This window comes from Enterobacter sp. SA197 (assembly GCF_054131575.1).
This window is the reverse complement of record NZ_CP096393.1, coordinates 4,169,695-4,193,488: the sequence shown is the minus strand read 5'-3', so window position 1 is coordinate 4,193,488 and position 23,794 is coordinate 4,169,695. Positions and strand designations below refer to the sequence as shown.

The following is a 23,794-nucleotide window of genomic DNA, read 5'->3' as shown; positions in this document are numbered from 1 at the left end:
GCCCGGCGTGTTTTCAGGCGTTGCAATATTTCTTCTTGATAACCACCGCGAGCGTCCCCACCAGACCCGCTACCAGCAGGAATACCGGCAGGATCATCAGGAAGGTCATCACCTGGTCTTCATGACGTTTCACAAACGGGATCATGCTGATGGCATAACCGAGGGAGGTAATAATGCCGACCCACAGCAGCGCGCTCAGCCAGTTGAATATCTGGAAGCGGCGGTTAGATAACCCGGAGATACCGGCCATCGTGGGGAGCAGCGTGCGGATGAACGCCAGGAACCGACCCGCCAGCAGCGCCAGTAAACCGTGCCTGTCGAACATGCAGGTTGCGCGCTGATGATATTTTTCTGGCAACTGGGCCAGCCAGCTTTTTACCACCCGAGTATTTCCAAGCCAGCGCCCCTGCAGGTAACTGAGCCAGCATCCCAGGCTTGCCGCCGAGGTGAGGATAAGCAGGGTAGAAATGTAATCCATACAGCCGCGAGCGATGAGCGCTCCTGCCAGCAAAAGCAGGCTGTCTCCAGGTAAAAAGGAGGCAGGAAGCAATCCATTTTCTAAAAAGAGGGTGACGAACATCACAAAGTAGACGACGCCAACCACATGTGGGTTCGCCAGCGCTGCAAAGTCGTGTTGCCAGAGCGCAGCGATAATGTCTTGAATTACAACCATGGACTTTCCTGTGGTACCGCTTAGAAGAGGCTATTGTACGCGTTTATTGCCCGAAACACCTTGATCCCGGGCGCAATTAATACAGAGTTATCTGCTGGCATAAAGAGAATTTTTAACCAGCCTTATCAATCTACACGATGCGTTGAAACCCTGCTGCTAAATCCTCGATTAAATCATCAACGTTTTCTAAACCAATATGCAACCGAATGAGCGTACCCTCAAAATCCACCTGGCCCTGGGGGCGAATCGCCGCAATCTGTTCCGGCTGATTGGCCAGAATGAGTGATTCAAAACCGCCCCAGGAGTAGGCCATCGCAAAGAGGGTAAACTGGTCGAGAAAGGTGGCCAGTTCGTTATCGTTAAGGCGTTTATTCAGGACAAATGAGAAGAGGCCGCTGCTGCCACTGAAATCCCGCTTCCAGAATTCGTGCCCTTTGCTGCCGGGCAAGGCTGGATGGTTGACGCGTGCCACCTGCGGATGGGAGGCCAGCCACTCGGCGACCTTGACGCTGCTTTCATGGTGCTGACGCAGCCGCACACCGAGCGTACGCAGACCGCGGCTGGTCATATAGGCGGTGTCGGCATCGACCATCTGCCCCATTAAATAGGCATTCTCACGCAGTTGATCCCAACAACGAGCATTGGCGACGGCGGTGCCTATCATCCCGTCTGAATGACCTATCAGGTATTTGGTCGCCGCCTGAAGAGAAATATCTATATCAAATTCCAGTGCTTTAAACAGAATGCCCGCAGCCCAGGTGTTGTCGATCATGATAATGGCTTCTGGGGCAACGCGCCGTACCGCGGCAACAATGGCAGGGACGTCGTGCACTTCCATGGTGATGGAGCCTGGAGATTCGAGAAACACCACTTTCGTGTTTGGTTGAATCAGCTCTGCGATGCCTGCGCCAATTAGCGGGTCGAACCAACCGGTGGTGACCCCCAGTTTGGCAAGGACTTTGGTACTGAAATCCTGGGTGGGTTCATAGGCCGTGTTAGTCACGAGAATATGATCGCCCTGGCTGACGAACGCCAGAATAGTATTCGCAACGGCTGCCGCACCACACGGGAACAGGGCGCAGCCTGCCCCGCCTTCCAGTTCGCACATGGCTTCCTGCAATGAAAAATGAGTCAGCGTGCCCCGACGGCCATAAAACAACTCGCCTTTTGCACGATTGCGGGTGGCATGCTTCTTGGCCTCCACACTGTCGAACACGAGTGAAGAAGCTCGCTGAATGACGCTATTTACCGCGCCCTGGGTGTATTTTTTGCTGCGCCCTGCGTTGACCAGGGCGGTATCCATTTTCTTCGCCGTCATGTTCACTTCACCTGTTTTATACGTCTGGATGTCCAGACTACCATGATTGCCCGGCGATGCACCGTCGACACGGTTATAAAGTATAAAATTCCCTGAATATCGCCCGGCGGGACTTTTTACTGCGTAACCGCAAAGAAAAAGCGGGGGCATTAGGGCAGTATGTAAATACTAATGAGAACTACTATCAATTCGACGTCGATTTGATATTATTATATTCAGATTTTGTGATAGGCGTCCTGGAGAAACACAGTGGGTAATAATTTGATGCAGACGGATCTTTCCGTTTGGGGTATGTATCAACATGCCGACATCGTCGTGAAGATTGTGATGATCGGGTTGATTCTGGCATCAGTAGTTACATGGGCCATCTTCTTTAGTAAAAGCGTGGAATTACTTTCGCAAAAGCGCCGCCTCAAGCGTGAGCAGCAGTTGCTTTCTGACGTGCGTTCTCTGGATCAGGCCAGCGACATCGCCGCCTCTTTCCACGCCCGCAGCCTGAGCACTCAGCTGATTAACGAAGCGCAGAACGAACTGGAGTTATCCGCCGGTAGCGAAGATAACGAAGGGATCAAAGAGCGTACTGGTTTTCGTCTCGAACGCCGGGTTGCTGCAACCGGCCGTCATATGGGCCGTGGCAATGGCTTCCTTGCGACCATAGGCGCTATCTCCCCGTTTGTCGGCCTGTTCGGCACCGTGTGGGGGATCATGAACAGCTTTATTGGTATTGCTCAGACGCAGACCACAAACCTTGCCGTCGTGGCTCCTGGTATTGCCGAAGCGCTGCTGGCAACAGCCATTGGTCTTGTCGCGGCAATTCCAGCCGTAGTCATCTATAACATTTTCGCCCGTATGATCGGCGGCTATAAAGCGACCCTTGGCGATGTTGCTGCGCAGGTTCTGCTGTTACAAAGCCGCGATCTGGACCTGGCGGCCAGCTCGTCTGCTAAACCCGTCCATACGGCCCAGAAATTACGAGTAGGTTGATGTCTCATGGCAATGCGTCTAAACGAAAACCTGGACGATAATGGCGAAATGCACGAGATCAACGTGACGCCGTTTATCGACGTGATGTTGGTTCTGCTGATTATCTTTATGGTGGCGGCTCCGCTTGCTACCGTCGATGTCAAAGTGAATCTGCCAGCCTCTTCCAGCCAGCCGCAACCCCGTCCGGAAAAACCGGTTTATCTTTCTGTCAAAGCGGATAACACTATGTTTATCGGTAACGATCCGGTGACGGACGAAACGATGGTGAGTGCGCTGAATGCTGTGACAGAAGGAAAAAAAGAGACCACCATCTTCTTCCGTGCGGATAAGACGGTCGACTACGAAACCATGATGAAAGTCATGGATACCCTTCATCAGGCGGGTTATCTCAAAATTGGTCTGGTAGGCGAAGAGGTCGCGGCCGCTGCTAAATAGTTTCTGTTTTACTGAAAAGGCCTGCATGACGCAGGCCTTTTTTTGCGCGTAAAGCCGCCGGAGAAACCTTAATTTGAGCGTGACTACATCATTTTTAATTTTTATTAAAAGACCAACCGTTAACAGAATATTTCACGCTTAATTCGGGGGGAACCAGGGGTCAGGGAAGGGTTATTCCACCGCAGGTCTTACGGCGGGCAGGGAGGCTTCATCTTGCGGGGAGGCCGCGCGCTCTTCCAGGGCGACCGTGGTCACCATCGCCGTGCGGTATTCTTCATCTGCGAGCTTACGACTGATGCGCAGCGTTGCAGCTTCGCGTGCAAGGATATACTGATAGTTCGCTTCCAGCCTGGCCATGATTTTGTCATGTAATTCAGGTCGCGCTTCAATGATGGCATTGATGGCAGCACCATAAATCTCTTCTTTTACCTGAAGCGCGTAGATTTCACGGCGGTTTTGCCATTTCAGACGTACCAGCGCGGCCGGGATGGAAACCAGTTCGTGGGCGATGCGCTGGATAGCGGCATTCTTACTTTGAATTAACGCTTCAATATTTTGCTTTAAGATAAATTCGTCGCTTTTATGGTTGTCGAAAACCAAATAAACGTCGTTATCTTCAACGTCTTTCACGCTATTCATCCCCAAGTTTATAAAACAAAGGCATATCTTTTTCGCGGGTTATGAGATTAAGCCAAATTTCATTACCCGCATCATTAATTTCTTTGGTTTTGTCGGCAATAATTTGACTTAATGTCTGAGCGTCGATCTCGCCTTCAGCCTGTAAATCATTAAGTAGTCTGGCAAAAGTATCGATTTTAACGACGCGAAATAATCGATCTTTTATATGTCGGTCGCGTTCCTCAAGTAACATATTCCGCGATTGCCCGGTACGCGTCACACTGGCTAATATGTCGCTGGCGTAATCAGAGAGAGTTGTTTTTCCCTGAGTTAAATTACTGTTTTTTTCTGCTTCACCGGAGTCGGATTCTGCAGCGGAAATGTGAAAGCGAGCCGGGACCAGATTCTCGGGCAGCATTTCTAATATCCTTTAATATCAACAGGGTGGGGTAAGTCCAGGCGTGAGGTTCGTTGACAATATCATGGCGCACTTTTAAAATCAAAAAAAATGGAGTCTGCACATGAACAGTATTTTTTATTCTGTTGTTGCTTTATTGCTGTTGACGGGTGGGGTGCTTTTATTGATGCGCGCTAACAATAACCCGTCAGCAGGTAGTGAAAATCTATTGTCGCCACCTCAAAGTAATCCGTTATCGAAAGAGGAAGGGGAAGACCATTTCTCTATGCTCATGAATGCCATTACGCCGGTATGGTACTGGCGGGTTAATCATGAATATATCGATTTCCTTCATGCCACCATTAAACGCATGAACATGGCGGAGTTAAATAGTGTTCCGGGATTATTCGAGGCGCAGCGTCGTTGCAGCGATCTCAATTCTGCGGTGTATAAGTATTACGACAATATAAAAAAGCGTTGTCTTAATGGTGAGAAAGTCCTGCATTCCGATCTGGATGTGCTAAACCTGCGCCAGTGTTTTCGGGAATTCAGCATGGAGGCCTACCCTGAGCTTGTCACGCTGGTGTGGCCAGAGTATAAGCGCCCGGAGATCACTCCCGCAGACGTGTAGCCGAGTAGTTGGTAAATCGTTGTAAGGGGGTTGGCATAGTGTTGCATTTCCGCCAGTAGGCTGCGGTATACTGGCTGCGGGTAACACACTCTTAAAGGATGCTATGGAACGATTTCTTGAAAACGCAATGTATGCCTCGCGCTGGTTGCTCGCCCCGGTTTACTTTGGTCTGTCTCTTGCACTGCTCGCCCTGACAGTTAAATTTTTTCAGGAGATTCTTCACGTTCTGCCCAATATTTTTAATCTGGCAGAAGCCGATCTTATCCTGACATTGCTCTCGCTGGTGGATATGACGCTGGTGGGAGGGTTACTGGTCATGGTGATGTTCTCAGGCTATGAAAACTTCGTCTCGCAACTCGACATCTCCCCTAATAAAGAGAAACTTAGCTGGTTGGGGAAAATGGACGCCACGTCCCTGAAAAACAAAGTGGCAGCGTCGATTGTTGCCATCTCGTCTATTCATCTGCTGCGGGTGTTTATGGACGCCAAAAATGTGCCGGATAATAAGCTGATGTGGTACGTGATAATCCATCTGACGTTTGTAGTGTCAGCATTTTTGATGGGATATCTCGACCGCATGACGCGGGATAAGCATTAAGAAGGGAGCCTTCTGCGGGAGGCGTTGCTTTCGGGTACGAACATTTCCCTCTCCCTGAGGGAGAGTGTCAGGGTGAGGGGGAATTGTATGTGGGCACGGTCCATCCCCTCTCCCCTCTGGGGAGAGGGCCAGGGTGAGGGGGAATTGTATGTGGGCACGGACGGTCCCCTCGCCCCTTTGGGGAGAGGGCCAGGGTGAGGGGGAATTGTATGTGGGCACGGACGGTCCCCTCGCCCCTTTGGGGAGAGGGTCAGGGTGAGGGGGAACATTCCGCACGGATGCTCAAGGAGAGTCTGTTGCAGATAGTGGAACACTCCCATGCAGGCTACGTGGAATGGTTCCGTTCACCCTGAGTGCATTCTCCCTCTGAAGCCGCTGCACCCGTGAACGTGCAAGGGAGGCTCGCCGCCGCCTCCCTTGCAACCCAGGCTCCCGGCCAGGAAAATCGCCGCTGCGCGGTCCGTTCGTCTTATGCCGCCGTGCTGTCGGGTCGGGGACCAGCCTGCATCCCTGCAGGCTATCCCCTCCGCCCGCGTCCCTGCGGGCGGTCCCGGCCCGTCGTCAACGCCTCACCGATTTTCAGCCGGACCGCAACCCCCTCGCTGCACGCCACTGCGTTTCAACAGACACCGCATCGCTTTAAGGACTTAAAAACCGCGCCGTGGGTCAGGTGTGGGGAGTCCGGCTGGAAACTGCCGACGCGTTTTCGCGGGGCCGCCCCCCCCCGCTGCACGCCAGGAGTTTCAGATAAAAAGCCTTTGCTGTTAAAAGCCAAAAACCGCGCGGTGGGTAGGGTGTGGGGAGTCCGGCTGGAAACTGCCGACGCGTTTTCGCAGGGCCGGGGCGACGCGCAGGGAGGCGCGGCGAGGGCGCGCGTTGCAGGGACGCTGCATCGCGCCCGGTCCCGGTAAGCCCGGAGAAACACGCGGAGGGTCACCGCGAAGCGGCAGTTTTCGTGCCGGGAGCCGGGATTGTTAAGGGCGTGGCGGAGAACGCCCTTAACACGTTCACGGGTGAAGGTGTTTCATGGAAGCGCGGCACATGAGGTGAACGGAACCATTCCACCGGAGGTAAGCGGAACCCTTTGAGCCAGTCACCCACTGTTCCCCTCACCCCGACCCTCTCCCCGAAGGGGCGAGGGGGAAAAGCGTGCCCGGTTTAGCATGTGAGATGAACGGAACGATTTCACCGGCGGTTAGCGGAACCGCTCTTTTTATGGCTGAAACCGTCCGGGCCAGTCACCCACAGTCCCCTCACCCCAACCCTCTCCCCGAAGGGGCGAGGGAGAAAAGCGAGCCCGCTTTTACAGGCGGACCCGTAAGCCCCCGCTGCACGCCCCTGTGTTTCAAAAGGCACCGCATCGCTTTAATGACTTACAAACCGCGCGGAGGGTAAGGTGTGGCGAGTCCGGCTGGAAACTGCCGACGCGTTTTCGCAGGGCCGGGACGACGCGCAGGGAGGCGCGGCGAGGGCGCGCGTTGCAGGGACGCTGCATCGCGCCCGGTCCCGGTAAGCCCGGAGAAATAAGCGGAGGGTCACCGCGAAGCGGCAGTTTTCGTGCCGGGAGCCGGGATTGTTAAGGGCGTGGCGGAGAACGCCCTTAACACGTTCACGGGGGAGGGTGCTGCATGGAAGCGCGGCACATGAGGTGAACGGAACCATTCCACCGGAGGTCAGCGGAACCCTTAGGGCCAGTCACCCGCTGTTCCCCTCACCCCGACCCTCTCCCCGAAGGGGCGAGGGGGAAAAGCGTGCCCGGTTTAGCATGTGAGGTGAACGGAACCATTCCACCGGAGGTAAGCGGAACCCTTTGAGCCAGTCACCCACTGTTCCCCTCACCCCGACCCTCTCCCCGAAGGGGCGAGGGGGAAAAGCGTGCCCGGTTTAGCATGTGAGATGAACGGAACGATTCCACCGGCGGTTAGCGGAACCCTTTGAGCCAGTCACCCGCTGTTCCCCTCACCCCGACCCTCTCCCCGAAGGGGCGAGGGGGAAAAGCGTGCCCGGTTTAGCACATGAGGTGAACGGAACCATTCCACCGGAGGTAAGCGGAACCGCGCTTTTTACGGCTGAAATCGTTCCAGCCATGCGCCCAGAGTTGCCCCTCACCCCGACCCTCTCCCCAAAGGGGCGAGGGGGACAAGCGTGCCCGGTTTAGCACAGGAGGTGAACGGAACAGTTCCATAAGTGGCAAGCGGAACCGTTCCGCTTACGGCTGGCGCAGTTTCAAACGGGCACGAACATTTCCCTCTCCCTGAGGGAGAGGGCCAGGGTGAGGGGGGAATTGTGTGCGGGCACGAACTATCCCCTCTTCCCCCAGAGGCGAGGGGAAAAACGAGTCCGGGTTGCTCGTGAGGTGACCGGAAGGGGCCGCGTATGGTAAATGGCACCTTCCATGAATCACGGCGTTACTGCTTATCCGAAGAGGCCTGCCAGAGGTTCAGCTCTCCATCAGCCACATGCTTATCAATCCGTGCCAGCTCATCAGCCGTAAAGGTCAGATTATTCAGCGCCAGCACATTCTCCTCCAGTTGCTCTGGACGAGAAGCACCAATCAGCACCGACGTGACGCGCGAATCTTTCAGCAGCCAGCTTAGCGCCATCTGTGCCATGGTCTGTCCGCGCGCGGCCGCCATCTCATTAAGCAGCTTCAGGCTGTTGAGGTTCGCTTCAGTAAGCATTTTTTCCGTAAGGCCGCGCACCTTTTTGCCCTCTTTCTGCATTCTGGAGCCGTCCGGAATACCATTGAGGTACTTGCCGGTTAACAGCCCCTGCGCCAGTGGAGTGAAGGCTATACAGCCAACGCCATTCTCTTCCAGCGTATCCAGAAGCCCGGTTTTATCAACCCAACGATTGAGCAGGTTGTAGGATGGCTGGTGGATCAATAGCGGCACTTTCCACTCGCGTAGCAGCGACACCATCGCCTGAGTACGCGGCGTAGAATAAGAGGAAATGCCGACATATAACGCTTTCCCGCTTTGTACCGCATGGGCCAGCGCGGCGGCTGTCTCTTCCATCGGCGTATTTTCATCAACACGGTGGGAGTAGAAAATATCAACGTAGTCCACCCCCATACGTAACAGGCTCTGGTCCAGACTGGCTAACAAATACTTACGCGAACCACCGGAACCGTAAGGGCCAGGCCACATGTCATAACCGGCTTTGGTGGAGATGATCAGTTCATCACGATAGGCGGCGAAATCCTCACGCAGCAGGCGGCCAAAGTTTTCCTCAGCGCTGCCCGGAGGCGGCCCATAGTTATTGGCTAAGTCAAAGTGGGTGATGCCTGAATCAAAAGCCTTACGCAGAAGGGCTCGCTGGGATTCGAGGTCATGGACGTGACCAAAGCTGTGCCACAAGCCCAGTGATAAGGCGGGCAGGCGCAGCCCACTTTTGCCGCAGTAACGATATTGCATCTGTTCATAGCGTGCAGGGTTAGCAAACCAGGGCATGATGTCTCCTTTTTAGTCGATGTAAATTCGAAACAGCGTTTCCATTCTATCGCGTCGACATCACACAACAACCGCTTACCTGTCACGATGTTGGATTTTTGGGTAAAAGTGAGTCCGGGGCTGTTACATCTACAGGCCCGCAAGCGACTGGCACGCCTGGCGGGACGCTGCTCCGGGTGTAACCCGCCAGCTCCTGGACGTTTCCTGTTCTGGTTAAACTCCAGGGGCATAATTTCAGCACAGGGTTCACCACCTGGTTTAATCTGCTTGCGGATGCGAGGTTTTTGGTAAGTTCTGGAAGCCTTTTATGATATTTCCGCCTGGGGGCGTCGGGTAGGAAAATAGACCTGGTAAGCCTCTTCATTTTTAACTCACCGGAAACGACAAATCCTGGACAAATTGCCTTCGGCACTCACTTCTTCCTGAGAAAATTCTTATACCCGATGAGGTCGAAAGTGTGAGCGGTAAAACGTTTCTTCGCCACGCATATACCACTCCTGAGTGCAGCCGAAAATAGGGTCAGCGTGCCGACTTTTCTACGAAAATTCCTGGGTATATAACCTTGCTGTTAAAGCCTGCTCTGCAGCCCGCGCCAGCACTGGCTTTGCCGGGTTTCCATGCTGAAGTGGAACTATTGCAAAAATGATCATTCCCGTAGTGTTAAGATTGTTAAGGATGAGTGAATGGGTATTTAACGGCGCTTAACTCTTATTTATGATGCGTTTGTTGACCTCTTTAGTAATTACTTAAACAGGTTTTAATTGTGCATTATTTTTAATTTTAAGGGTGGGTGGGGGTGTGGTTTTTTATTTAATGTGGCCTGGTTAAGGTAGGGGGTTTAATTAATTTGCGCTGTCTTTAATCCGGTATTTTGAAACTATTAAAAATAAACAGGAAGATGATTTTTACGGATGTGTTGAGAGGTTTTAATAATATTTTTCCATTAATATTATAGGGTTACCTGTAGTTTCGGGGTGGTACTATCATTTCCGAATGAACAATAAATTGCTCCAGTAGTTTACAAAATATGATTCTGGCCTATTTTTCATCTTATAAACATAAAGGTTTCTGCCTGCCTGTTTTATGATCAAAATTTTTTCTTAGACCCATACAACTTCTCTAAAACGTGCCGATAACGGAGGTAAGTCCCACTTCAAAGTGGGAATGTACCTTCACGGCAAGGAAAATAAATATGCGTATGCTTCAAAACTTTACTATCCGAATCGTCATGCTGGTGATCCTGGGCATTTTTGGCCTGCTGTGGTCTGGCGTCGGTTTGTATAGTATTTATTCACTTTCGAAAGTGGCAGAGGGCAACGAGATTGATCGTCAACTCGTGTCACAAATGACATTACTCAGCCAGGGCAATGATCAGTACTTTCGCTTCGTCACCCGCTTAGGGCGTGTGATGGAAACCAAATCCGCTGGCGGTACGGTGGACTTTGGGCCGGTTCAGCAGGCTCTCGACGGGATGTCAAAGAAGCTGGCGGACTTTAAGGCCATCTCTCCGGGCCCGATGGATCCAAAAGTATCTGAGCAGGTCATCAGCGCCTGGCAGGGGCTGCTGGACCAGGGCGTGACTCCGCAGATGCAGGCGGCACAACAAGGTTCGGTCGAGGCGTATCGCCAGCAGGCGAATAACGTGACGCCGGCATTAAGCCGTGCTTTCGGTTCGGCTGCCGACAGCTTTAATAAGGCCGCCAGCGACAGTCTCGACACCACGCGCGTGTTGGTCGATAGTCAGACCACGGTGATGCGTACCGTTATTATTGCCGCAATGGTGCTCGGGATCCTGATCCTGCTGTTTACCGATCGTTATCTGGTTACCACGCTGGTTCGTCCTCTGGATATTATTCGTGATCACTTCACGAAAATGGCGCAGGGCGATCTGAGTCAGCCAATCCAGGACTTTGGTCGTAACTGTGTTGGGCGTGTCGTTCCGCTGCTGCGTGCCATGCAGGATAGTCTGCGTGATGCGGTCAGTACTATCCGTCAGGGTAGTGACAACATCTGGCGTGGCGCGACCGAAATCTCCAGCGGCAACAACGATCTCTCTTCGCGTACCGAAGAGCAGGCCGCTGCGCTGGAAGAGACGGCCGCCAGCATGGAGCAGCTTACCGCAACCGTGAAGCTGAACGCCGAAAACGCCAACCAGGCAAGCGAGCTTGCGGATGTCGCCTCTACCACGGCCAGCAAAGGTGGCGAACTGGTTGATGAGGTCATCAGCACTATGGCGGGCATCTCCGACAGTTCGAAGAAAATCGCCGAAATCACAACCGTGATAAACAGCATTGCTTTCCAGACCAACATTCTTGCGCTTAACGCGGCGGTAGAAGCGGCGCGAGCGGGGGAGCAGGGGCGTGGTTTTGCGGTGGTTGCAGGTGAAGTTCGTAACCTTGCCAGCCGCAGTGCGGGTGCTGCCAAAGAGATTGAAACGCTGATCGCCGATTCGGTTACCCGCGTGAATAAAGGTGCCAAACTGGTCAGCGATACCGGCACCACGATGGAAGGCATTTTACGTGCGGTTACTGAAGTGACTACCATCATGAAACAGATTGCGTCAGCGTCAGCTGAGCAGAGTAAAGGTATCTCTCAGGTCGGCGTTGCGATCTCCCAGATGGATAACGTGACGCAGCAGAACGCGACGCTGGTGGAAGAGGTTTCAACGGCTGCTGCCGCACTTGCCCGACAGACGGAAGAGTTGCAGCGCGCTGTCCAGCAGTTCCGTTTGTCAGATGATGATCGCCAGACCGTAGTTACCCCGGCTCCGCTAAAATCGCCGGTGCTGCGCACTGCGCCAAAAAGCAGCACGGCATCTACGGATGAATGGGTGGCTTTCTAAATAAGCGGCTACCGCTCAGCCTGTCGCTATGTGATGTTTTATGTAGCGATGGGTGCAAAAGCGTGAAAAAGCGGTTGGCAAAGAGTTGATGGTGAGGCTTAAGGACTGGCCGCGTGCAAACCATGTCACCATGTTGTACTGACGCTACGCGAGGCTTTAGGCCTGTAACGTCTGGTCATGTCCTTATAACATCAGCGCGAAGCGGCATCAGGCTTCGCGTCTGTCACCATTTGCGTAACCAGCGACAGATTGCCAATTCTGGCTTCCCCGGCACGATAAAACTTGCTTTTATCAATCAACAGCAGCGACTGGTGCGCCCTTTTTAACAACAGCGTTTTAAAGCGGGCGTTGCTGTGGGTTGAATCCCACATCTCCCCGTTAGCGTCAACGCCTTCGCAGGAGAAGATAAACAGGTCCGTCTCCAGCGATTTGAGCATAGTGGGCAGTACGGCGTTAACGTAGCAGCGGGATCGGCGATCCAGTTCACCGCCGGAACAGATCAAATGGATGTTTTCGCGGCGCGCCATCTCCTGGCAAACCGGCACGCTGTTGGTAAACACCGTAAGCGGGATATCTGGTAACTGTTTGGCGAGGTGAAAACAGGTCGAACTGGCATCCAGCGCCAGGGTCATGCCAGGTACTATCCAGTTCAGGGCGTGACGGGCAATGTCGGCCTTATCAGCATAATGGCTTTTCAGGCGGTTATAGAACGGCTCACCACTGTCGTTTTGTGCATTGTGCAGACGCCTGGCACGACCGTGTCGCCGGATGATTTTTCCCTCGGTTTGCAGGGTTTTCAGATCCCGTCGTATCGTCTCAAGGCTCACCCCGAGCTGTCCGGCCAGGGCCGTGGTCGTTAAGGTTTCATGATCGTTCAGAAGCTGCAAAAGGGCCTGCTGGCGGGTGATCTTCATTGCACAACCCTCTCAACCGGGGGGAGAGAGAGCACCGTTTTCCCCACCGCCGCGCCATTCTTACCCGAGTGCTTAATGTGGTACATCGCCATATCGGCGCGTTTGAGGGCATTCACAAAATCATCCGTTGGGTGCACCTCATCGATCCCGACTGAGGCCCCTACGCTGGCATCGCCATTGTCCAGTTCAAAGGGCATCAGAGCAGCCTGAAGGCAGTGATGTGCGGCGCGTTGTATCGCAAGGCTACCGGCAGCAAAGGGAAGAAGCAGCACAAATTCATCACCGCCCAGGCGGCCGACCACCGTGCCCTCCGGGCAGGCTTCACGCAGACGCAGACTGAGCTGGATAAGCAACTCGTCGCCGCTGCGGTGCCCAAGGGTATCGTTTACCACTTTAAAATCATCAAGATCGATAAAGGCGATGCAAAGCGGCCCGGCCTGCTTTAGTTCATCAAAATGTTTGACCAACGCATGGCGATTAGCAAGACCCGTTAACGGGTCATGATTTGCCAGCACCGCGAGCTGCTCTTCGTACTGTTTTTCTTTAGTCATATCGATATGGGTGCCGGTGACCGTAAGCGGCCTACCGTTTTCATCCCATTGACTAACCCGTCCGCGATCCAGCACCCAGGTGACAGTGCCGTTTTTATGCTGCATGCGGTGCAGCGCCTCATAAAACGGGGTTTTTCCATCGAGATGACCATAAAACGCGTCCAGCACCCACCCCCGATCCTCCGGATGAAGGTGCTCCCGCCAGACCTCAAAGCGGGCGCTGAGCTCTTTCGGCTGGTAGCCCAGCATCGAGCCCCAGCGGCGGTTGAAAATAATCAACTTTCCGCTTGGGATATCAAGTTGCCACAAACACAGCCCGGTGCCGTCCAGCGCAGCACTGAGCTTGCTCCGGGCGTCACGCGCTATCCGCACCAGGCGTGCGTTATGCTTTTTCAGATTGAGGATCTGCTGTTTTAGCGCGCTTTCAGACATTTGCCGTGTTTATGAATAAATAAAAGGCATTCTTACCAGTTATTTCAGGGATGTAAATATGATGTGAGAAAAACAGTCAGGTGAGGAAAAAAGGGAGATCCCGGGCAGAAGGGTGCCCGGGAGAGAAGGGTTAGCCGTTGCGTTTATCTTCGGTTTGGGTGTCAAAATCGCTGGCATCGTGACGCTCATGCAGCTGTTCGCCCGGTTCGCCGAAGGTGCGGTTGACCATACGTCCACGAATGACTGCCGGGCGGGCTGCCACCTCTTTCGCCCAGCGCAGCACATGGGTGTAGCTACCGGCTTCAAGGAAGGTATCGGCATCATAAACATTGCCCAGTACCACGTTGCCATACCACGGCCAGATAGCCATATCGGCAATGGTGTACTCATCGCCGGCCACATAGCGATGCTCTGCCAGTTGCTTATCGAGCACATCCAGTTGACGCTTGGCTTCCATGGTGAAGCGGTTAATGGCGTACTCCAGCTTCACCGGCGCGTAATGGTAAAAGTGACCAAAGCCGCCGCCGAGGAAGGGAGCAGAGCCCTGTAACCAGAACAGCCAGTTCAGGGTTTCGGTGCGCCCGGCGAGATCTTTTGGCAGGAAGTGACCAAATTTCTCTGCGAGGTACAGCAGGATATTGCCGGATTCAAACACGCGGGTCGGCGGGGTGGTGGAGTGGTCACGCAGGGCCGGGATTTTTGAGTTTGGGTTCACGTCCACGAAGCCGCTGGAGAACTGATCGCCTTCGCCAATGCGAATCAGCCAGGCGTCGTACTCCGCTTCGGTAACGCCCTTCGCCAGTAGCTCCTCCAGCAGAATAGTGACCTTCTGCCCGTTCGGCGTGCCAAGCGAGTAGAGCTGTAGCGGGTGCTTACCAACGGGGAGCGCTTTATCGTGTGTTGCGCCGGAAATCGGGCGGTTAATGTTAGCGAATGCGCCGCCGCCGGACTTATCCCACGTCCAGACTTTCGGAGGCTGATAGTTGTTGTCTGACATGTTGACCTGCCTTTTCGTTAAGGTGTTGAAGCAGTGTAGCAGTCGCCAGGCGGGGTGCATTTGCCCCCACCCGGGGTTAACGCTGAGTATCACGCCAGAATGCGTGCCGCCCAGGTGCTGATATCGTCGCCGCTGCCGAGGTCCGCCTGTACCAGGCCATTGACCATAAAAGTGGGCGAGACGTGAATGCCATTCTGGCGGGCGTATTTGCAGTGCCATTTGATTTCGGCCTGCAGTTCCGGGCGGGCGAAGGCTTCACCCAGCTTGACGCCGCTGTAGTTTTCGATTCGCTCGATAATCTGCTGCGGCGTGGTATCCATGTTCGGGCCACTGCAGTGGTCAGTAAACTCAAACTCTTCCCGATGGTCAGCGACGGCCTGCATCACGTTGTGTGCGGCTTCGCGCCCATTGGCCAGGGTGGAGGCAGCAAGAATACAGCGCACAATCACCCCGGAGAAGAGATGCCAGGGCTGCGATTGCAGGCGAATTTTTACCGTCACCTTGTCTTCACCCACTTCTTTTAACAGCGCATCCAGCTTGTTAAATGCGCGTACGGAGAAGGGGCAGGTCGGCTCCAGAAAAACCTCGAAAGTGCGTGGGCCGTGACCCCAGATCAGCGGCTCGGCATGTAACGGTTGGCTCATGTTCACTCCTGATAGTTAACGCAATGTTGTGCAACGGTGAGAGTTTCAATGACAAAAGAGAATATCAGGATGTGTTTTCGTGAGGCACTGGAATTACTGTATCTGGCTTTTTTCTGCCCCTTAACCGCCCAAAAAGCCAATTCATCGCACGCAGGACACAGTGAGGAAACGCACGTAATCCTTCTGAATCAGGATAATTGATTGCTTTGCTAAACCGGTTTAATTAAATTTTAGCCATACATTCTATTGGGAGAACATTATGTCAGCTCAAGTCTGGTGTCTGGGTGACGCCGTTGTGGATCTCTTGCCGGAAGGCGAGGATCGTTTAAAACAGTGTGCGGGTGGGGCTCCGGCCAATGTGGCCGTTGGCATTGCAAGACTGGGGGGCAACAGTGGCTTTATTGGCAGGGTGGGGCAGGACCCCTTCGGCCAGTTCATGCACGCCACGCTGCGCGAGGAGAGAGTGAATACCAACTATATGACCTTTGACGAGGCCCGACGCACCTCAACTGTGGTCGTCGACCTTGACGATCACGGGGAGCGTTCCTTTACGTTCATGGTGCGCCCGAGTGCCGATCTTTTCTTGCAGGCCGATGATTTGCCGCTCTTTCAGCAGGGAGAGTGGCTGCATAGCTGTTCTATTGCCCTCTCTTCCGAACCTTCACGCTCCACCACGCTGCTCGCCATGCAGCGTATGCGGGAGGCCGGCGGATTCGTCAGTTTTGACCCTAATATTCGAACCGATCTCTGGCCGGATCCGCAGGTACTGCACCGCAGTCTGGATCTCGCGCTTGAACAGGCGGACGTGGTCAAGCTCTCTGAAGAGGAGCTGGCTTTTATGACGGCCTCCTCCGATTTACCCGGTGGTATGAAAACACTGGCAGCGCGTTTTGCTATCAAGCTTCTGCTGGTCACCCAGGGAAAAGCCGGGGTGCTGGCACTCTTTCAGGGCGACATTTTTCACTACCCCGGCACCCCGGTGAAAAGCGTCGATACGACGGGGGCCGGAGATGCCTTTGTCGCCGGGCTGTTATGGGGGCTGGCGCAGGGAGGCCTGCCGCAGAGTGAACCACAACTGGCGGCTTACCTGAAAAATGCGCAGCGCTGCGGAGCGCTGGCAACCACGGCGAAAGGGGCGATGACGGCGCTACCCCGCCTGGACGCGCTGTTATCTCCTCAGGGCTGACGTCAGGATTTGCGACCCTCCTCACATTCACTAAACCGGTTTAGCTAATTTGTTTGCACGATGAAATTATCCAGGATTATGATTCGCGCCTAAACCGGTTTAGCAAAAGTTCAGCACCTTTACCTCTTTCATAGGGACGCAAAAATAATGAAAAAAAGTACGCTCGCTATCACGCTTGGTTTGTTAATGGGATCGGGGTCTGCGCTGGCGGCAGATCCGGGCATGAACAGTATCGAAGCGCGTCTTGCGGCGCTGGAGCAACGTCTGCAGGCAGCGGAACAACGAGCCACTCACGCCGAGAAAAGAGCCGAAGCTGCGGAGCTACAGGCTAAAAACCTGGCGGCAGAGCAGCAGAAAACGCAAACCACCACGGCAGAGGTTGCGCAGCGCACCACCCAGCTGGAGCAGAGATCCACCGGGGAGGGTGGGTTCGAGTTTCACGGCTATGCCCGTTCAGGCCTGCTGATGAGTGACTCGGCGGCCAAAACCCAGGGGGGACCTTCAATGACGCCAGCGGGGCAAACCGGCGGGCATGTCGGGCGTCTGGGTAACGAGCCGGACACCTATGTCGAGTTGAATCTTGAGCATAAACAGACGCTCGCCAGTGGCGCCACTACCCGCTTTAAGGTGATGCTGGCCGACGGGCAGCGCAGCTATAACGACTGGACGGCCTCCAGCAGCGATCTCAATCTGCGTCAGGCGTTTACCGAACTGGGCCATCTGCCGACGTTCACCGGCGCATTTAAGGATTCCACGGTCTGGGCCGGTAAGCGTTTTGACCGCGATAACTTCGATATCCACTGGATAGACTCGGACGTGGTGTTTCTCGCCGGGACCGGGGCCGGTATCTATGACATGAAGTGGAGCGACAACGCGCGCAGCAACTTCTCTCTCTATGGACGCACCTTTGGCGACATCGAGAACAGTGAAAACAACGCCCAGAACTACATTCTGACGCTGAATAACTACGTTGGCCCGGTGCAGATGATGGTCAGCGGTATGCGGGCGAAAGATAACGATGATCGTCTCGACAATGACGGCAATAAAGTAAAAAGCGATGCGGCGAACACCGGTGTTCATGCCCTGTTAGGGCTGCATAACGAGAGCTTCTACGGCCTGGGTGAGGGGTCGTCGAAAACGGCGCTGCTGTATGGTCATGGCCTCGGCGCTGAAGTGAAAGCCGTAGGCTCTGATGGCGCACTGTTACCGCAGGCGGACACCTGGCGTCTGGCGACCTACGGCATGACGCCGCTGGGGGGAGGCTGGCACATTGCGCCGGCGGTGCTGGCCCAGAGCAGCAAAGATCGCTACGTCAAAGGTGACAGCTACGAGTGGGCGACCTTTAACATGCGCCTGATTCAGGAGCTGACGCAAAACTTCGAGATGCAGTACGAAGGCAGCTATCAGTACATGGATCTCAAGCCTGAGGGCTACAACAGCCGTAACGCGGTGAACGGCAGCTTCTACAAACTGACCGTGGCGCCAACGCTGAAAGCGGGAGACGTGGGCGAGTTCCTGAAACGCCCGGAACTGCGTCTCTTTGCCTCCTGGATGGACTGGGATCATAAGCTCGACCACTACGCCAGCGATGATGCGCTCGGCAGCAGCGGCTTTAAGTCTGGCGGCGAGTGGACCTTCGGCGTGCAGATGGAAACCTGGTTCTGATAATCAAGCCCCGGTAAGGGGCTTTTGACGCGCTAATTATTATAAATTTTCAAAAACAGAGGTTTATATGGATTTCGAACAGATTTCCCGGTCGCTCTTACCGCTGCTGGGCGGCAAGGACAATATCGTCAGTGCTGCGCACTGCGCCACGCGACTGCGTCTGGTGCTGGCGGAAGATGCCAAAGCGGACACCACCGCAATCGGCAAAATTGATGGAGTGAAAGGCTGCTTTCGTAACGCCGGTCAGCTACAGGTGATTTTTGGCACTGGCGTGGTGAACAAAGTCTACGCCGCGTTCATCAAGGAAGCCGGTATTGGTGAAACGAGCAAATCAGAAGCTGCCGCCATCGCTGCCCGTAAACTGAATCCGTTCCAGCGCGTGGCCCGTTTGTTGTCCAATATTTTCGTCCCCATCATCCCGGCCATTGTGGCCTCGGGTTTGCTGATGGGGCTGCTCGGGATGGTGAAAACCTACGGTTGGGTGAACCCGGAAAATGCGCTCTACATCATGCTGGACATGTTCAGCTCGGCGGCATTCATCATTCTGCCTATCCTGATTGGCTTTACCGCCGCGCGGGAATTTGGTGGTAACCCTTATCTGGGCGCGACGCTGGGCGGCATTCTGACCCACCCGGCGCTGACCAACGCCTGGGGCGTGGCCGCCGGCTTCCATACCATGAACTTTTTTGGTATCGACGTGGCGATGATCGGCTATCAGGGCACCGTCTTCCCGGTGCTGCTTGCCGTCTGGTTTATGAGCATCATCGAAAAGCAGCTTCGCCGGATGATCCCGGATGCGCTGGATCTGATTCTGACGCCATTTTTGACGGTCATTATTACCGGTTTCGTTGCAATGCTGGTCATCGGCCCGGCGGGTCGTGCGCTGGGTGACGGTATCTCCTTTGTGCTGAGTACTCTTATTACGCATGCGGGCTGGCTGGCCGGGTTACTGTTCGGCGGGCTTTACTCGGTGATTGTTATCACCGGTGTGCACCACAGTTTCCATGCTATTGAAGCCGGATTGCTGGGCAATCCCTCTATTGGCGTGAATTTCCTGCTGCCCATCTGGGCGATGGCTAACGTCGCGCAGGGCGGGGCCTGTCTGGCGGTGTGGTTCAAAACCAAAGATGCGAAAATTAAAGCCATCACGCTGCCCTCGGCGTTTTCCGCAGTGCTCGGCATTACCGAAGCGGCCATTTTTGGTATCAACCTGCGGTTTGTGAAACCCTTTATTGCGGCGCTGATCGGCGGTGCAGTGGGTGGGGCCTGGGTGGTTTCCGTCCATGTCTACATGACTGCTGTTGGCCTGACCGGCATTCCGGGAATGGCGATTGTGCAGGCCAGTTCGCTGCTGAATTATGCTATAGGGATGGTGATTGCCTTCAGCGTCGCCTTTGTTATCTCTTATCTGCTTAAATACAAAACGGACTCGGAATAATGACTGCATCCACCCTGTTGCCGGAGATTTTACTGTCAGTGCTGAAAGGGCAACCGAAAGCGCTGCGTGACAGCCACTATCCGGCCTGGCATCTGGCTCCGGTGACCGGGCTGTTGAATGACCCTAACGGCTTTATCCATTTCCAGGGGCGGTTTCATCTGTTCTATCAGTGGAATCCGCTCGGCTGTCAGCATAACCACAAGTGCTGGGGCCACTGGAGTTCGGCGGATTTGCTGCACTGGCAGCATGAGCCGTTAGCCCTGATGCCGGTTGACGAGTATGACCGCAGCGGCTGTTACTCCGGCAGCGCGGTCGACAATCAGGGCGAACTGACGCTGTGCTACACCGGCAACGTCAAATTCGCTGACGGCGGGCGCACGGCGTGGCAGTGCCTGGCGGTGCAGAACGCCGAAGGGGGCTTTGATAAGCTCGGGCCGGTGATAGCGTTGCCGGAAGGCTACACCGGGCATGTCAGAGATCCGAAACTCTGGCGCCATGAAAATCAGTGGTATATGGTGCTGGGCGCTCAGGATCTGGCGCGACAGGGCAAGGTACTGCTGCTGCGTTCAGACGATTTGCACCAGTGGCAGCTGCTCGGTGAACTGGCGGGTAGCGGCCTCGGGGGGCTAGGAGACGCAGGGTACATGTGGGAGTGCCCGGACCTGTTCACCCTGGGGGCGGACACCTTCCTGATATGCTGCCCGCAAGGGGTGGCCCGCGAAGAGTTCCGTTTCCTCAATACCCATCCGAGTGCGTACCTCAGCGGGACCTTTTCCCCTGAGCAGGCGACATTTGCACACGGCGAGCTGCATGAACTCGACGCCGGGTTTGAGTTTTACGCACCGCAAACCACCCAAAGCGCCGACGGTCGACGTCTGCTGGTGGGCTGGATGGGTGTGCCGGATGGCGAAGAGATGCGCCAGCCTACGGTCGCACAGGGCTGGATCCATCAAATGACCTGCGTGCGCGAACTCTCCTCCCGCGACGGCAGGCTGTATCAACAGCCGGTGCGGGAGCTGCAGGCGCTGCGCGAAGCGGAACACCATTTTGCAGGTCCGGCGGATAATGCACCCAGCATCGACGCACAACGTCTGGAAGTGGTTGTGGAAAGTGAAGGCGAGCTGACGCTGAACTTCGGCGATACGTTGCTCTTGCACTGGCATAAAAACCAGCTGCGACTTGACCGCCGGAGTCTGGAGAACGGCGAGTGGCTCTCGCGGTTCTGGCAGGGGGAGGCGTACAAACTTCAGATCCTCTGTGACCACTCAAGCGTTGAGATCTTCATCAATGACGGTGCGGGTGTCATGAGCAGCCGTTATTTTCCGTCACATCCTGCACAATTAACCTTTGAAGGACGTGGAGAAGTGCGGGCGCAATACTGGTCGTTACGCCCTTGCATGGTAGAATAACGGCTTGTTTCATTAACCGATGCATTGTCGTGAGAAAAACAAAACGCGTTACCATCACTGATATCGCCGCGCTGGCGGGTGTCTCAAAAGCCACCGCCAGCCTGGTGCTCAATGGACGAGGTAAAGAGTTACGCGTGGCGCAGGAAACCCGTCAGCGTGTGCTTTCGCTTGCTCAGCAGCACCATTATCAGCCGAGTATTCATGCCCGGCTGCTGCGCGAGGATCGCAGCCATACGCTGGGGCTGGTGGTGCCTGAAATCATCAACCACGGGTTTGCTGCCTTTTCTCATGAGCTGGAGAACCTGTGCCGTGAGGCGGGGTTACAGCTTCTTATCTCCTGTACCGATGAAAACGCCAGTCAGGAATCTGTCGTGGTTAACAATCTGGTCTCCCGCCAGGTGGATGGGCTGATTGTCGCCTCCAGTATGCTCAACGATGCCGATTACCTGAAGCTCAGCGAGCAACTTCCGGTTGTGCTGTTCGACCGCTATATGAACAGCACGCCTTTGCCGCTGGTCATCACCGACGCGGTGACGCCAACCGCCGACCTGGTAGAACGACTGGCCCGCGCTCATCCTGACGAAATCTACTTCCTGGGCGGGCAACCGCGACTGTCACCCACCAAAGATCGCCTGACGGGCTTCATGCAAGGTCTGGAAAGAGCAGGTGTGACGCTGCGCCCTGAGTGGATTATTCATGGCAATTATCATCCGAGCAGCGGCTACGAAATGTTTGCCGCCCTCTGCGCGAAGCTGGGACGCCCGCCAAAAGCCCTGTTTACTGCGGCATGCGGACTGCTGGAAGGGGTACTGCGTTATATGAGCCAGCACCATCTGCTGGAAAGCGATATCCACATTGCCAGCTTTGATGACCACTATCTTTATGACTCGCTGTCGCTGAGTATTGATACCGTTGAGCAGAACATTCCGCGCCTGGCGTATGACTGTTTCGACCTTATCACCGGCCTGATTGAGGGTAATGAGCCGGCCGAACAGCAACGTATTTTGCCCGCGACCCTGCGCCTGCGTAACGCGCAACTGAAACAAGCCGATCGCATTCCTTAATCTGATTATCAGTGCCCACAGTCCAGATGCAGTGACGCCAATGTGGGTACTCCTCACCTGAGATTCCCTGCTTTTAAACATGAGGCTCGTTTAAAACAGGCAGGCTTCTGTTTCGCCTTTACGTCATCACCGAAGGGGGTAACGGAGCGCTCCTTAACGTTATCGATGACAAAAAATGTGAATGGCCGGGCAACCGGCCATTTTGGTTTATTCAGCGCCGCCGCGCACCATGCAAATGATGCTCTCCACCAGCTCGTCCTTCGCCTGTTGCGCGCTGATTTTGCCTATCACTACCGCCCAGGCTAACCCTTCCGCAGCCCCGAGCATCGCCCACAGGGCGGGGGTTTGTAGCGTTTTACCCGTGCAGAAAGGGTTGAACAACGTCCGGCATTTTTCAGTGAAGGTCGTGGCGTACTCCTGACGCATTTGCTCAAGCTCCGGCGTGCCGCTGAGCGCGGCAATGACCGCGGGCATTTCGCGCCCTGAGAGCAGCACACACTCAATGTAAGCGTCGGCGATCACCGCGGCCAGCTTATCCAGCGCAGGTTCCGTGCGGCTTATCTGTTCGTCCATGCGTGCCGTCGAGCGAAGATCGTATTCCCGATAAAGTGCGGCGAACAGACCAGAGCGGCTGGTGAAATGGTCATAAACCACTGGCTTGGTGATCCCGGCACGCTCGGCCAGATGTCCCAGCGTCAGCGCTTCAGTGCCCTCTTCACGCACAATCTGCCAGGCCACATCGACCAGTTGAGCATAGCGATCTTCGCGCGATAAACGCTGGCGGGTGGGCGGATTTGTCATCAAACAGATTCTCCATTGACATGTTTATATACCAAAGGTAACTTAATGAGCATAACTTACCTTTGGTATATAGAGTACGTTTGCTTACGCCATCCCGCAACCAGGAGTCGCCTTATGCATGCTTTAATCGTTGTTTCTCATCCTGACAAAGACGCGTTAACCCATCACGTGGCTGCGGCCGTGGCGAAAGGGATCACCGCCAGTGCGCAGCACACCGCCGATATTGTTGATCTGACCGCCGAAGGTTTTAACCCCACCTTTACCGCCCAGGACTTCGCGGCATTTAAACTTTCCGGTTCATTGCCTGCAGAGATTGTGGCAGAGCAGGCGCGAATTGATAAGGCCGATGCGCTGGTGCTGGTGTTCCCGGTCTACTGGTGGTCAATGCCTGCACTGCTCAAAGGCTGGATTGACCGCGTGTTTACCCACGGTTGGGCATATGAAGAGACCGCCGAAGGTGAGGTAGTCAAAAAGCTCGGCCACCTGCCCGTACACATTATCGGCCTCGGGGCCGCCAGCCAGGGCGCTTACGACCGCCACGGTTATACAGCCGCCTTTAATGCGCAGATCGCTCACGGCATTTTTGATTACTGCGGCGCCCAGGTCAAAGCCTCTGAACTTTTGTTGCTGCCGGAACTGGGAAGCGGGGAGGGGTATCTGGACAAAGGACGGACGCTGGGGGAGAGGGTGTTTGGCTGAGGGAAGTGATGACCCGCCGGAAGGCGGGTTAGTCGAAGGTCCAGTA

General features: G+C 54.8%; 21 protein-coding genes. 11 read left to right on the top strand and 10 right to left on the bottom strand.

The window, feature by feature from the left end:
* Window positions 1–13: 13 nt before the first annotated feature.
* The gene (locus M1D91_RS19615; protein WP_437434493.1) at window positions 14–673 is read right to left on the bottom strand and encodes a DedA family protein; all 660 of its coding nucleotides are present in this window, start codon (window positions 671–673) and stop codon (window positions 14–16) included.
* Window positions 674–803: 130 nt separating this feature from the next.
* Complete coding sequence (gene metC, locus M1D91_RS19610; protein ID WP_437434494.1) at window positions 804–1,991, bottom strand: cystathionine beta-lyase; 1,188 nt, start codon at window positions 1,989–1,991, stop codon at window positions 804–806.
* Window positions 1,992–2,240: 249 nt separating this feature from the next.
* Here metC and exbB point away from each other — a divergent pair, with 249 nt between their 5' ends.
* Both exbB and exbD read left to right on the top strand, forming a co-directional pair.
* Window positions 2,241–2,975, top strand: coding sequence for a tol-pal system-associated acyl-CoA thioesterase (gene exbB, locus M1D91_RS19605; RefSeq protein ID WP_437434495.1), 735 nt, complete (start codon window positions 2,241–2,243; stop codon window positions 2,973–2,975).
* Between the two features lie 6 nt (window positions 2,976–2,981).
* On the top strand, window positions 2,982–3,410 hold the full coding sequence (gene exbD / locus M1D91_RS19600; RefSeq protein WP_437434496.1) for a TonB system transport protein ExbD: 429 nt from the start codon (window positions 2,982–2,984) through the stop codon (window positions 3,408–3,410).
* Window positions 3,411–3,581: 171 nt separating this feature from the next.
* Here the strand turns inward: exbD and M1D91_RS19595 are convergent, their stop codons facing one another.
* Together M1D91_RS19595 and M1D91_RS19590 are read right to left on the bottom strand one after the other, a co-directional pair.
* On the bottom strand, window positions 3,582–4,040 hold the full coding sequence (locus M1D91_RS19595; RefSeq protein ID WP_437434497.1) for a cytoplasmic protein: 459 nt from the start codon (window positions 4,038–4,040) through the stop codon (window positions 3,582–3,584).
* Between the two features lies 1 nt (window position 4,041).
* The gene (locus M1D91_RS19590) at window positions 4,042–4,446 is read right to left on the bottom strand and encodes a hypothetical protein (protein WP_437434498.1); all 405 of its coding nucleotides are present in this window, start codon (window positions 4,444–4,446) and stop codon (window positions 4,042–4,044) included.
* Between the two features lie 103 nt (window positions 4,447–4,549).
* On the opposite strand from M1D91_RS19590, the gene M1D91_RS19585 reads away from it, so the two are divergent.
* Together M1D91_RS19585 and M1D91_RS19580 are read left to right on the top strand one after the other, a co-directional pair.
* Window positions 4,550–5,056 carry an ESA_00282 family adhesion-associated protein gene (locus tag M1D91_RS19585; protein ID WP_437434499.1) on the top strand — a complete coding sequence of 169 codons (507 nt, stop codon included), beginning with the start codon at window positions 4,550–4,552 and terminating at the stop codon, window positions 5,054–5,056.
* A 103-nt stretch (window positions 5,057–5,159) separates the two neighbouring features.
* Complete coding sequence (locus M1D91_RS19580; RefSeq protein ID WP_437434500.1) at window positions 5,160–5,654, top strand: TIGR00645 family protein; 495 nt, start codon at window positions 5,160–5,162, stop codon at window positions 5,652–5,654.
* A 2,408-nt stretch (window positions 5,655–8,062) separates the two neighbouring features.
* Here M1D91_RS19580 and M1D91_RS19575 read toward each other — a convergent pair.
* Window positions 8,063–9,106 (bottom strand): aldo/keto reductase, encoded by a 1,044-nt coding sequence (locus M1D91_RS19575; protein ID WP_437433590.1) that lies wholly within the window; start codon window positions 9,104–9,106, stop codon window positions 8,063–8,065.
* Window positions 9,107–10,298: 1,192 nt separating this feature from the next.
* Here M1D91_RS19575 and M1D91_RS19570 point away from each other — a divergent pair.
* On the top strand, window positions 10,299–11,948 hold the full coding sequence (locus tag M1D91_RS19570; RefSeq protein WP_437433589.1) for a methyl-accepting chemotaxis protein: 1,650 nt from the start codon (window positions 10,299–10,301) through the stop codon (window positions 11,946–11,948).
* A 191-nt stretch (window positions 11,949–12,139) separates the two neighbouring features.
* On the opposite strand, the gene fucR is transcribed toward M1D91_RS19570, so the two are convergent.
* The 4 genes from fucR to M1D91_RS19550 all read right to left on the bottom strand — a co-directional run bounded on the left by fucR (window position 12,140) and on the right by M1D91_RS19550 (window position 15,486).
* On the bottom strand, window positions 12,140–12,862 hold the full coding sequence (gene fucR, locus M1D91_RS19565) for an L-fucose operon activator (RefSeq protein WP_437433588.1): 723 nt from the start codon (window positions 12,860–12,862) through the stop codon (window positions 12,140–12,142).
* A complete protein-coding gene (locus tag M1D91_RS19560; RefSeq protein ID WP_437433587.1) occupies window positions 12,859–13,845 on the bottom strand; it encodes a diguanylate cyclase domain-containing protein in 987 nt (328 codons plus the stop codon). The genes fucR and M1D91_RS19560 overlap by 4 nt, the downstream gene beginning before the upstream one ends.
* A gap of 130 nt (window positions 13,846–13,975) precedes the next feature.
* Complete coding sequence (gene yghU, locus M1D91_RS19555) at window positions 13,976–14,842, bottom strand: glutathione-dependent disulfide-bond oxidoreductase (protein WP_437433586.1); 867 nt, start codon at window positions 14,840–14,842, stop codon at window positions 13,976–13,978.
* 89 nt (window positions 14,843–14,931) lie between these two features.
* Window positions 14,932–15,486, bottom strand: coding sequence for a DsbA family protein (locus tag M1D91_RS19550; RefSeq protein WP_437433585.1), 555 nt, complete (start codon window positions 15,484–15,486; stop codon window positions 14,932–14,934).
* Window positions 15,487–15,745: 259 nt separating this feature from the next.
* Here M1D91_RS19550 and M1D91_RS19545 point away from each other — a divergent pair, with 259 nt between their 5' ends.
* The 5 genes from M1D91_RS19545 (at window position 15,746) to M1D91_RS19525 (ending at window position 22,248) form a co-directional block, all read left to right on the top strand.
* On the top strand, window positions 15,746–16,672 hold the full coding sequence (locus M1D91_RS19545) for an aminoimidazole riboside kinase (protein WP_437433584.1): 927 nt from the start codon (window positions 15,746–15,748) through the stop codon (window positions 16,670–16,672).
* Between the two features lie 147 nt (window positions 16,673–16,819).
* Window positions 16,820–18,337: a carbohydrate porin gene (locus tag M1D91_RS19540; protein WP_437433583.1), complete on the top strand. Its 1,518-nt coding sequence runs from the start codon at window positions 16,820–16,822 to the stop codon at window positions 18,335–18,337.
* A gap of 67 nt (window positions 18,338–18,404) precedes the next feature.
* Window positions 18,405–19,775 (top strand): sucrose-specific PTS transporter subunit IIBC, encoded by a 1,371-nt coding sequence (locus M1D91_RS19535; protein ID WP_437433582.1) that lies wholly within the window; start codon window positions 18,405–18,407, stop codon window positions 19,773–19,775.
* Window positions 19,775–21,184, top strand: a complete 1,410-nt coding sequence (locus tag M1D91_RS19530; RefSeq protein ID WP_437433581.1) for a sucrose-6-phosphate hydrolase — start codon at window positions 19,775–19,777, stop codon at window positions 21,182–21,184. The genes M1D91_RS19535 and M1D91_RS19530 overlap by 1 nt, the downstream gene beginning before the upstream one ends.
* Before the next feature lie 29 nt (window positions 21,185–21,213).
* Entirely contained in the window at window positions 21,214–22,248 is a 1,035-nt protein-coding gene (locus M1D91_RS19525; protein WP_437433580.1) for a substrate-binding domain-containing protein, read from the top strand.
* A gap of 207 nt (window positions 22,249–22,455) precedes the next feature.
* Here the strand turns inward: M1D91_RS19525 and M1D91_RS19520 are convergent, their stop codons facing one another.
* Window positions 22,456–23,049, bottom strand: a complete 594-nt coding sequence (locus tag M1D91_RS19520) for a TetR/AcrR family transcriptional regulator (RefSeq protein ID WP_437433579.1) — start codon at window positions 23,047–23,049, stop codon at window positions 22,456–22,458.
* A 114-nt stretch (window positions 23,050–23,163) separates the two neighbouring features.
* On the opposite strand from M1D91_RS19520, the gene M1D91_RS19515 reads away from it, so the two are divergent.
* Window positions 23,164–23,748 carry an NAD(P)H-dependent oxidoreductase gene (locus M1D91_RS19515; protein WP_437433578.1) on the top strand — a complete coding sequence of 195 codons (585 nt, stop codon included), beginning with the start codon at window positions 23,164–23,166 and terminating at the stop codon, window positions 23,746–23,748.
* The last annotated feature ends 46 nt before the right edge of the window (window positions 23,749–23,794 follow it).

Bases quoted from the DNA above. Each gene is read 5' to 3' on its own strand.
- M1D91_RS19615 (WP_437434493.1), bottom strand. From the start codon at position 673: ATGGTTGTAATTCAAGACATTATCGCTGCGCTCTGGCAACACGACTTT.
- metC (WP_437434494.1), bottom strand. From the start codon at position 1,991: ATGACGGCGAAGAAAATGGATACCGCCCTGGTCAACGCAGGGCGCAGC.
- exbD (WP_437434496.1), top strand. From the start codon at position 2,982: ATGGCAATGCGTCTAAACGAAAACCTGGACGATAATGGCGAAATGCAC.
- M1D91_RS19590 (WP_437434498.1), bottom strand. From the start codon at position 4,446: ATGCTGCCCGAGAATCTGGTCCCGGCTCGCTTTCACATTTCCGCTGCA.
- M1D91_RS19585 (WP_437434499.1), top strand. From the start codon at position 4,550: ATGAACAGTATTTTTTATTCTGTTGTTGCTTTATTGCTGTTGACGGGT.
- M1D91_RS19580 (WP_437434500.1), top strand. From the start codon at position 5,160: ATGGAACGATTTCTTGAAAACGCAATGTATGCCTCGCGCTGGTTGCTC.
- M1D91_RS19575 (WP_437433590.1), bottom strand. From the start codon at position 9,106: ATGCCCTGGTTTGCTAACCCTGCACGCTATGAACAGATGCAATATCGT.
- M1D91_RS19570 (WP_437433589.1), top strand. From the start codon at position 10,299: ATGCGTATGCTTCAAAACTTTACTATCCGAATCGTCATGCTGGTGATC.
- fucR (WP_437433588.1), bottom strand. From the start codon at position 12,862: ATGAAGATCACCCGCCAGCAGGCCCTTTTGCAGCTTCTGAACGATCAT.
- M1D91_RS19560 (WP_437433587.1), bottom strand. From the start codon at position 13,845: ATGTCTGAAAGCGCGCTAAAACAGCAGATCCTCAATCTGAAAAAGCAT.
- yghU (WP_437433586.1), bottom strand. From the start codon at position 14,842: ATGTCAGACAACAACTATCAGCCTCCGAAAGTCTGGACGTGGGATAAG.
- M1D91_RS19550 (WP_437433585.1), bottom strand. From the start codon at position 15,486: ATGAGCCAACCGTTACATGCCGAGCCGCTGATCTGGGGTCACGGCCCA.
- M1D91_RS19545 (WP_437433584.1), top strand. From the start codon at position 15,746: ATGTCAGCTCAAGTCTGGTGTCTGGGTGACGCCGTTGTGGATCTCTTG.
- M1D91_RS19540 (WP_437433583.1), top strand. From the start codon at position 16,820: ATGAAAAAAAGTACGCTCGCTATCACGCTTGGTTTGTTAATGGGATCG.
- M1D91_RS19535 (WP_437433582.1), top strand. From the start codon at position 18,405: ATGGATTTCGAACAGATTTCCCGGTCGCTCTTACCGCTGCTGGGCGGC.
- M1D91_RS19530 (WP_437433581.1), top strand. From the start codon at position 19,775: ATGACTGCATCCACCCTGTTGCCGGAGATTTTACTGTCAGTGCTGAAA.
- M1D91_RS19520 (WP_437433579.1), bottom strand. From the start codon at position 23,049: ATGACAAATCCGCCCACCCGCCAGCGTTTATCGCGCGAAGATCGCTAT.
- M1D91_RS19515 (WP_437433578.1), top strand. From the start codon at position 23,164: ATGCATGCTTTAATCGTTGTTTCTCATCCTGACAAAGACGCGTTAACC.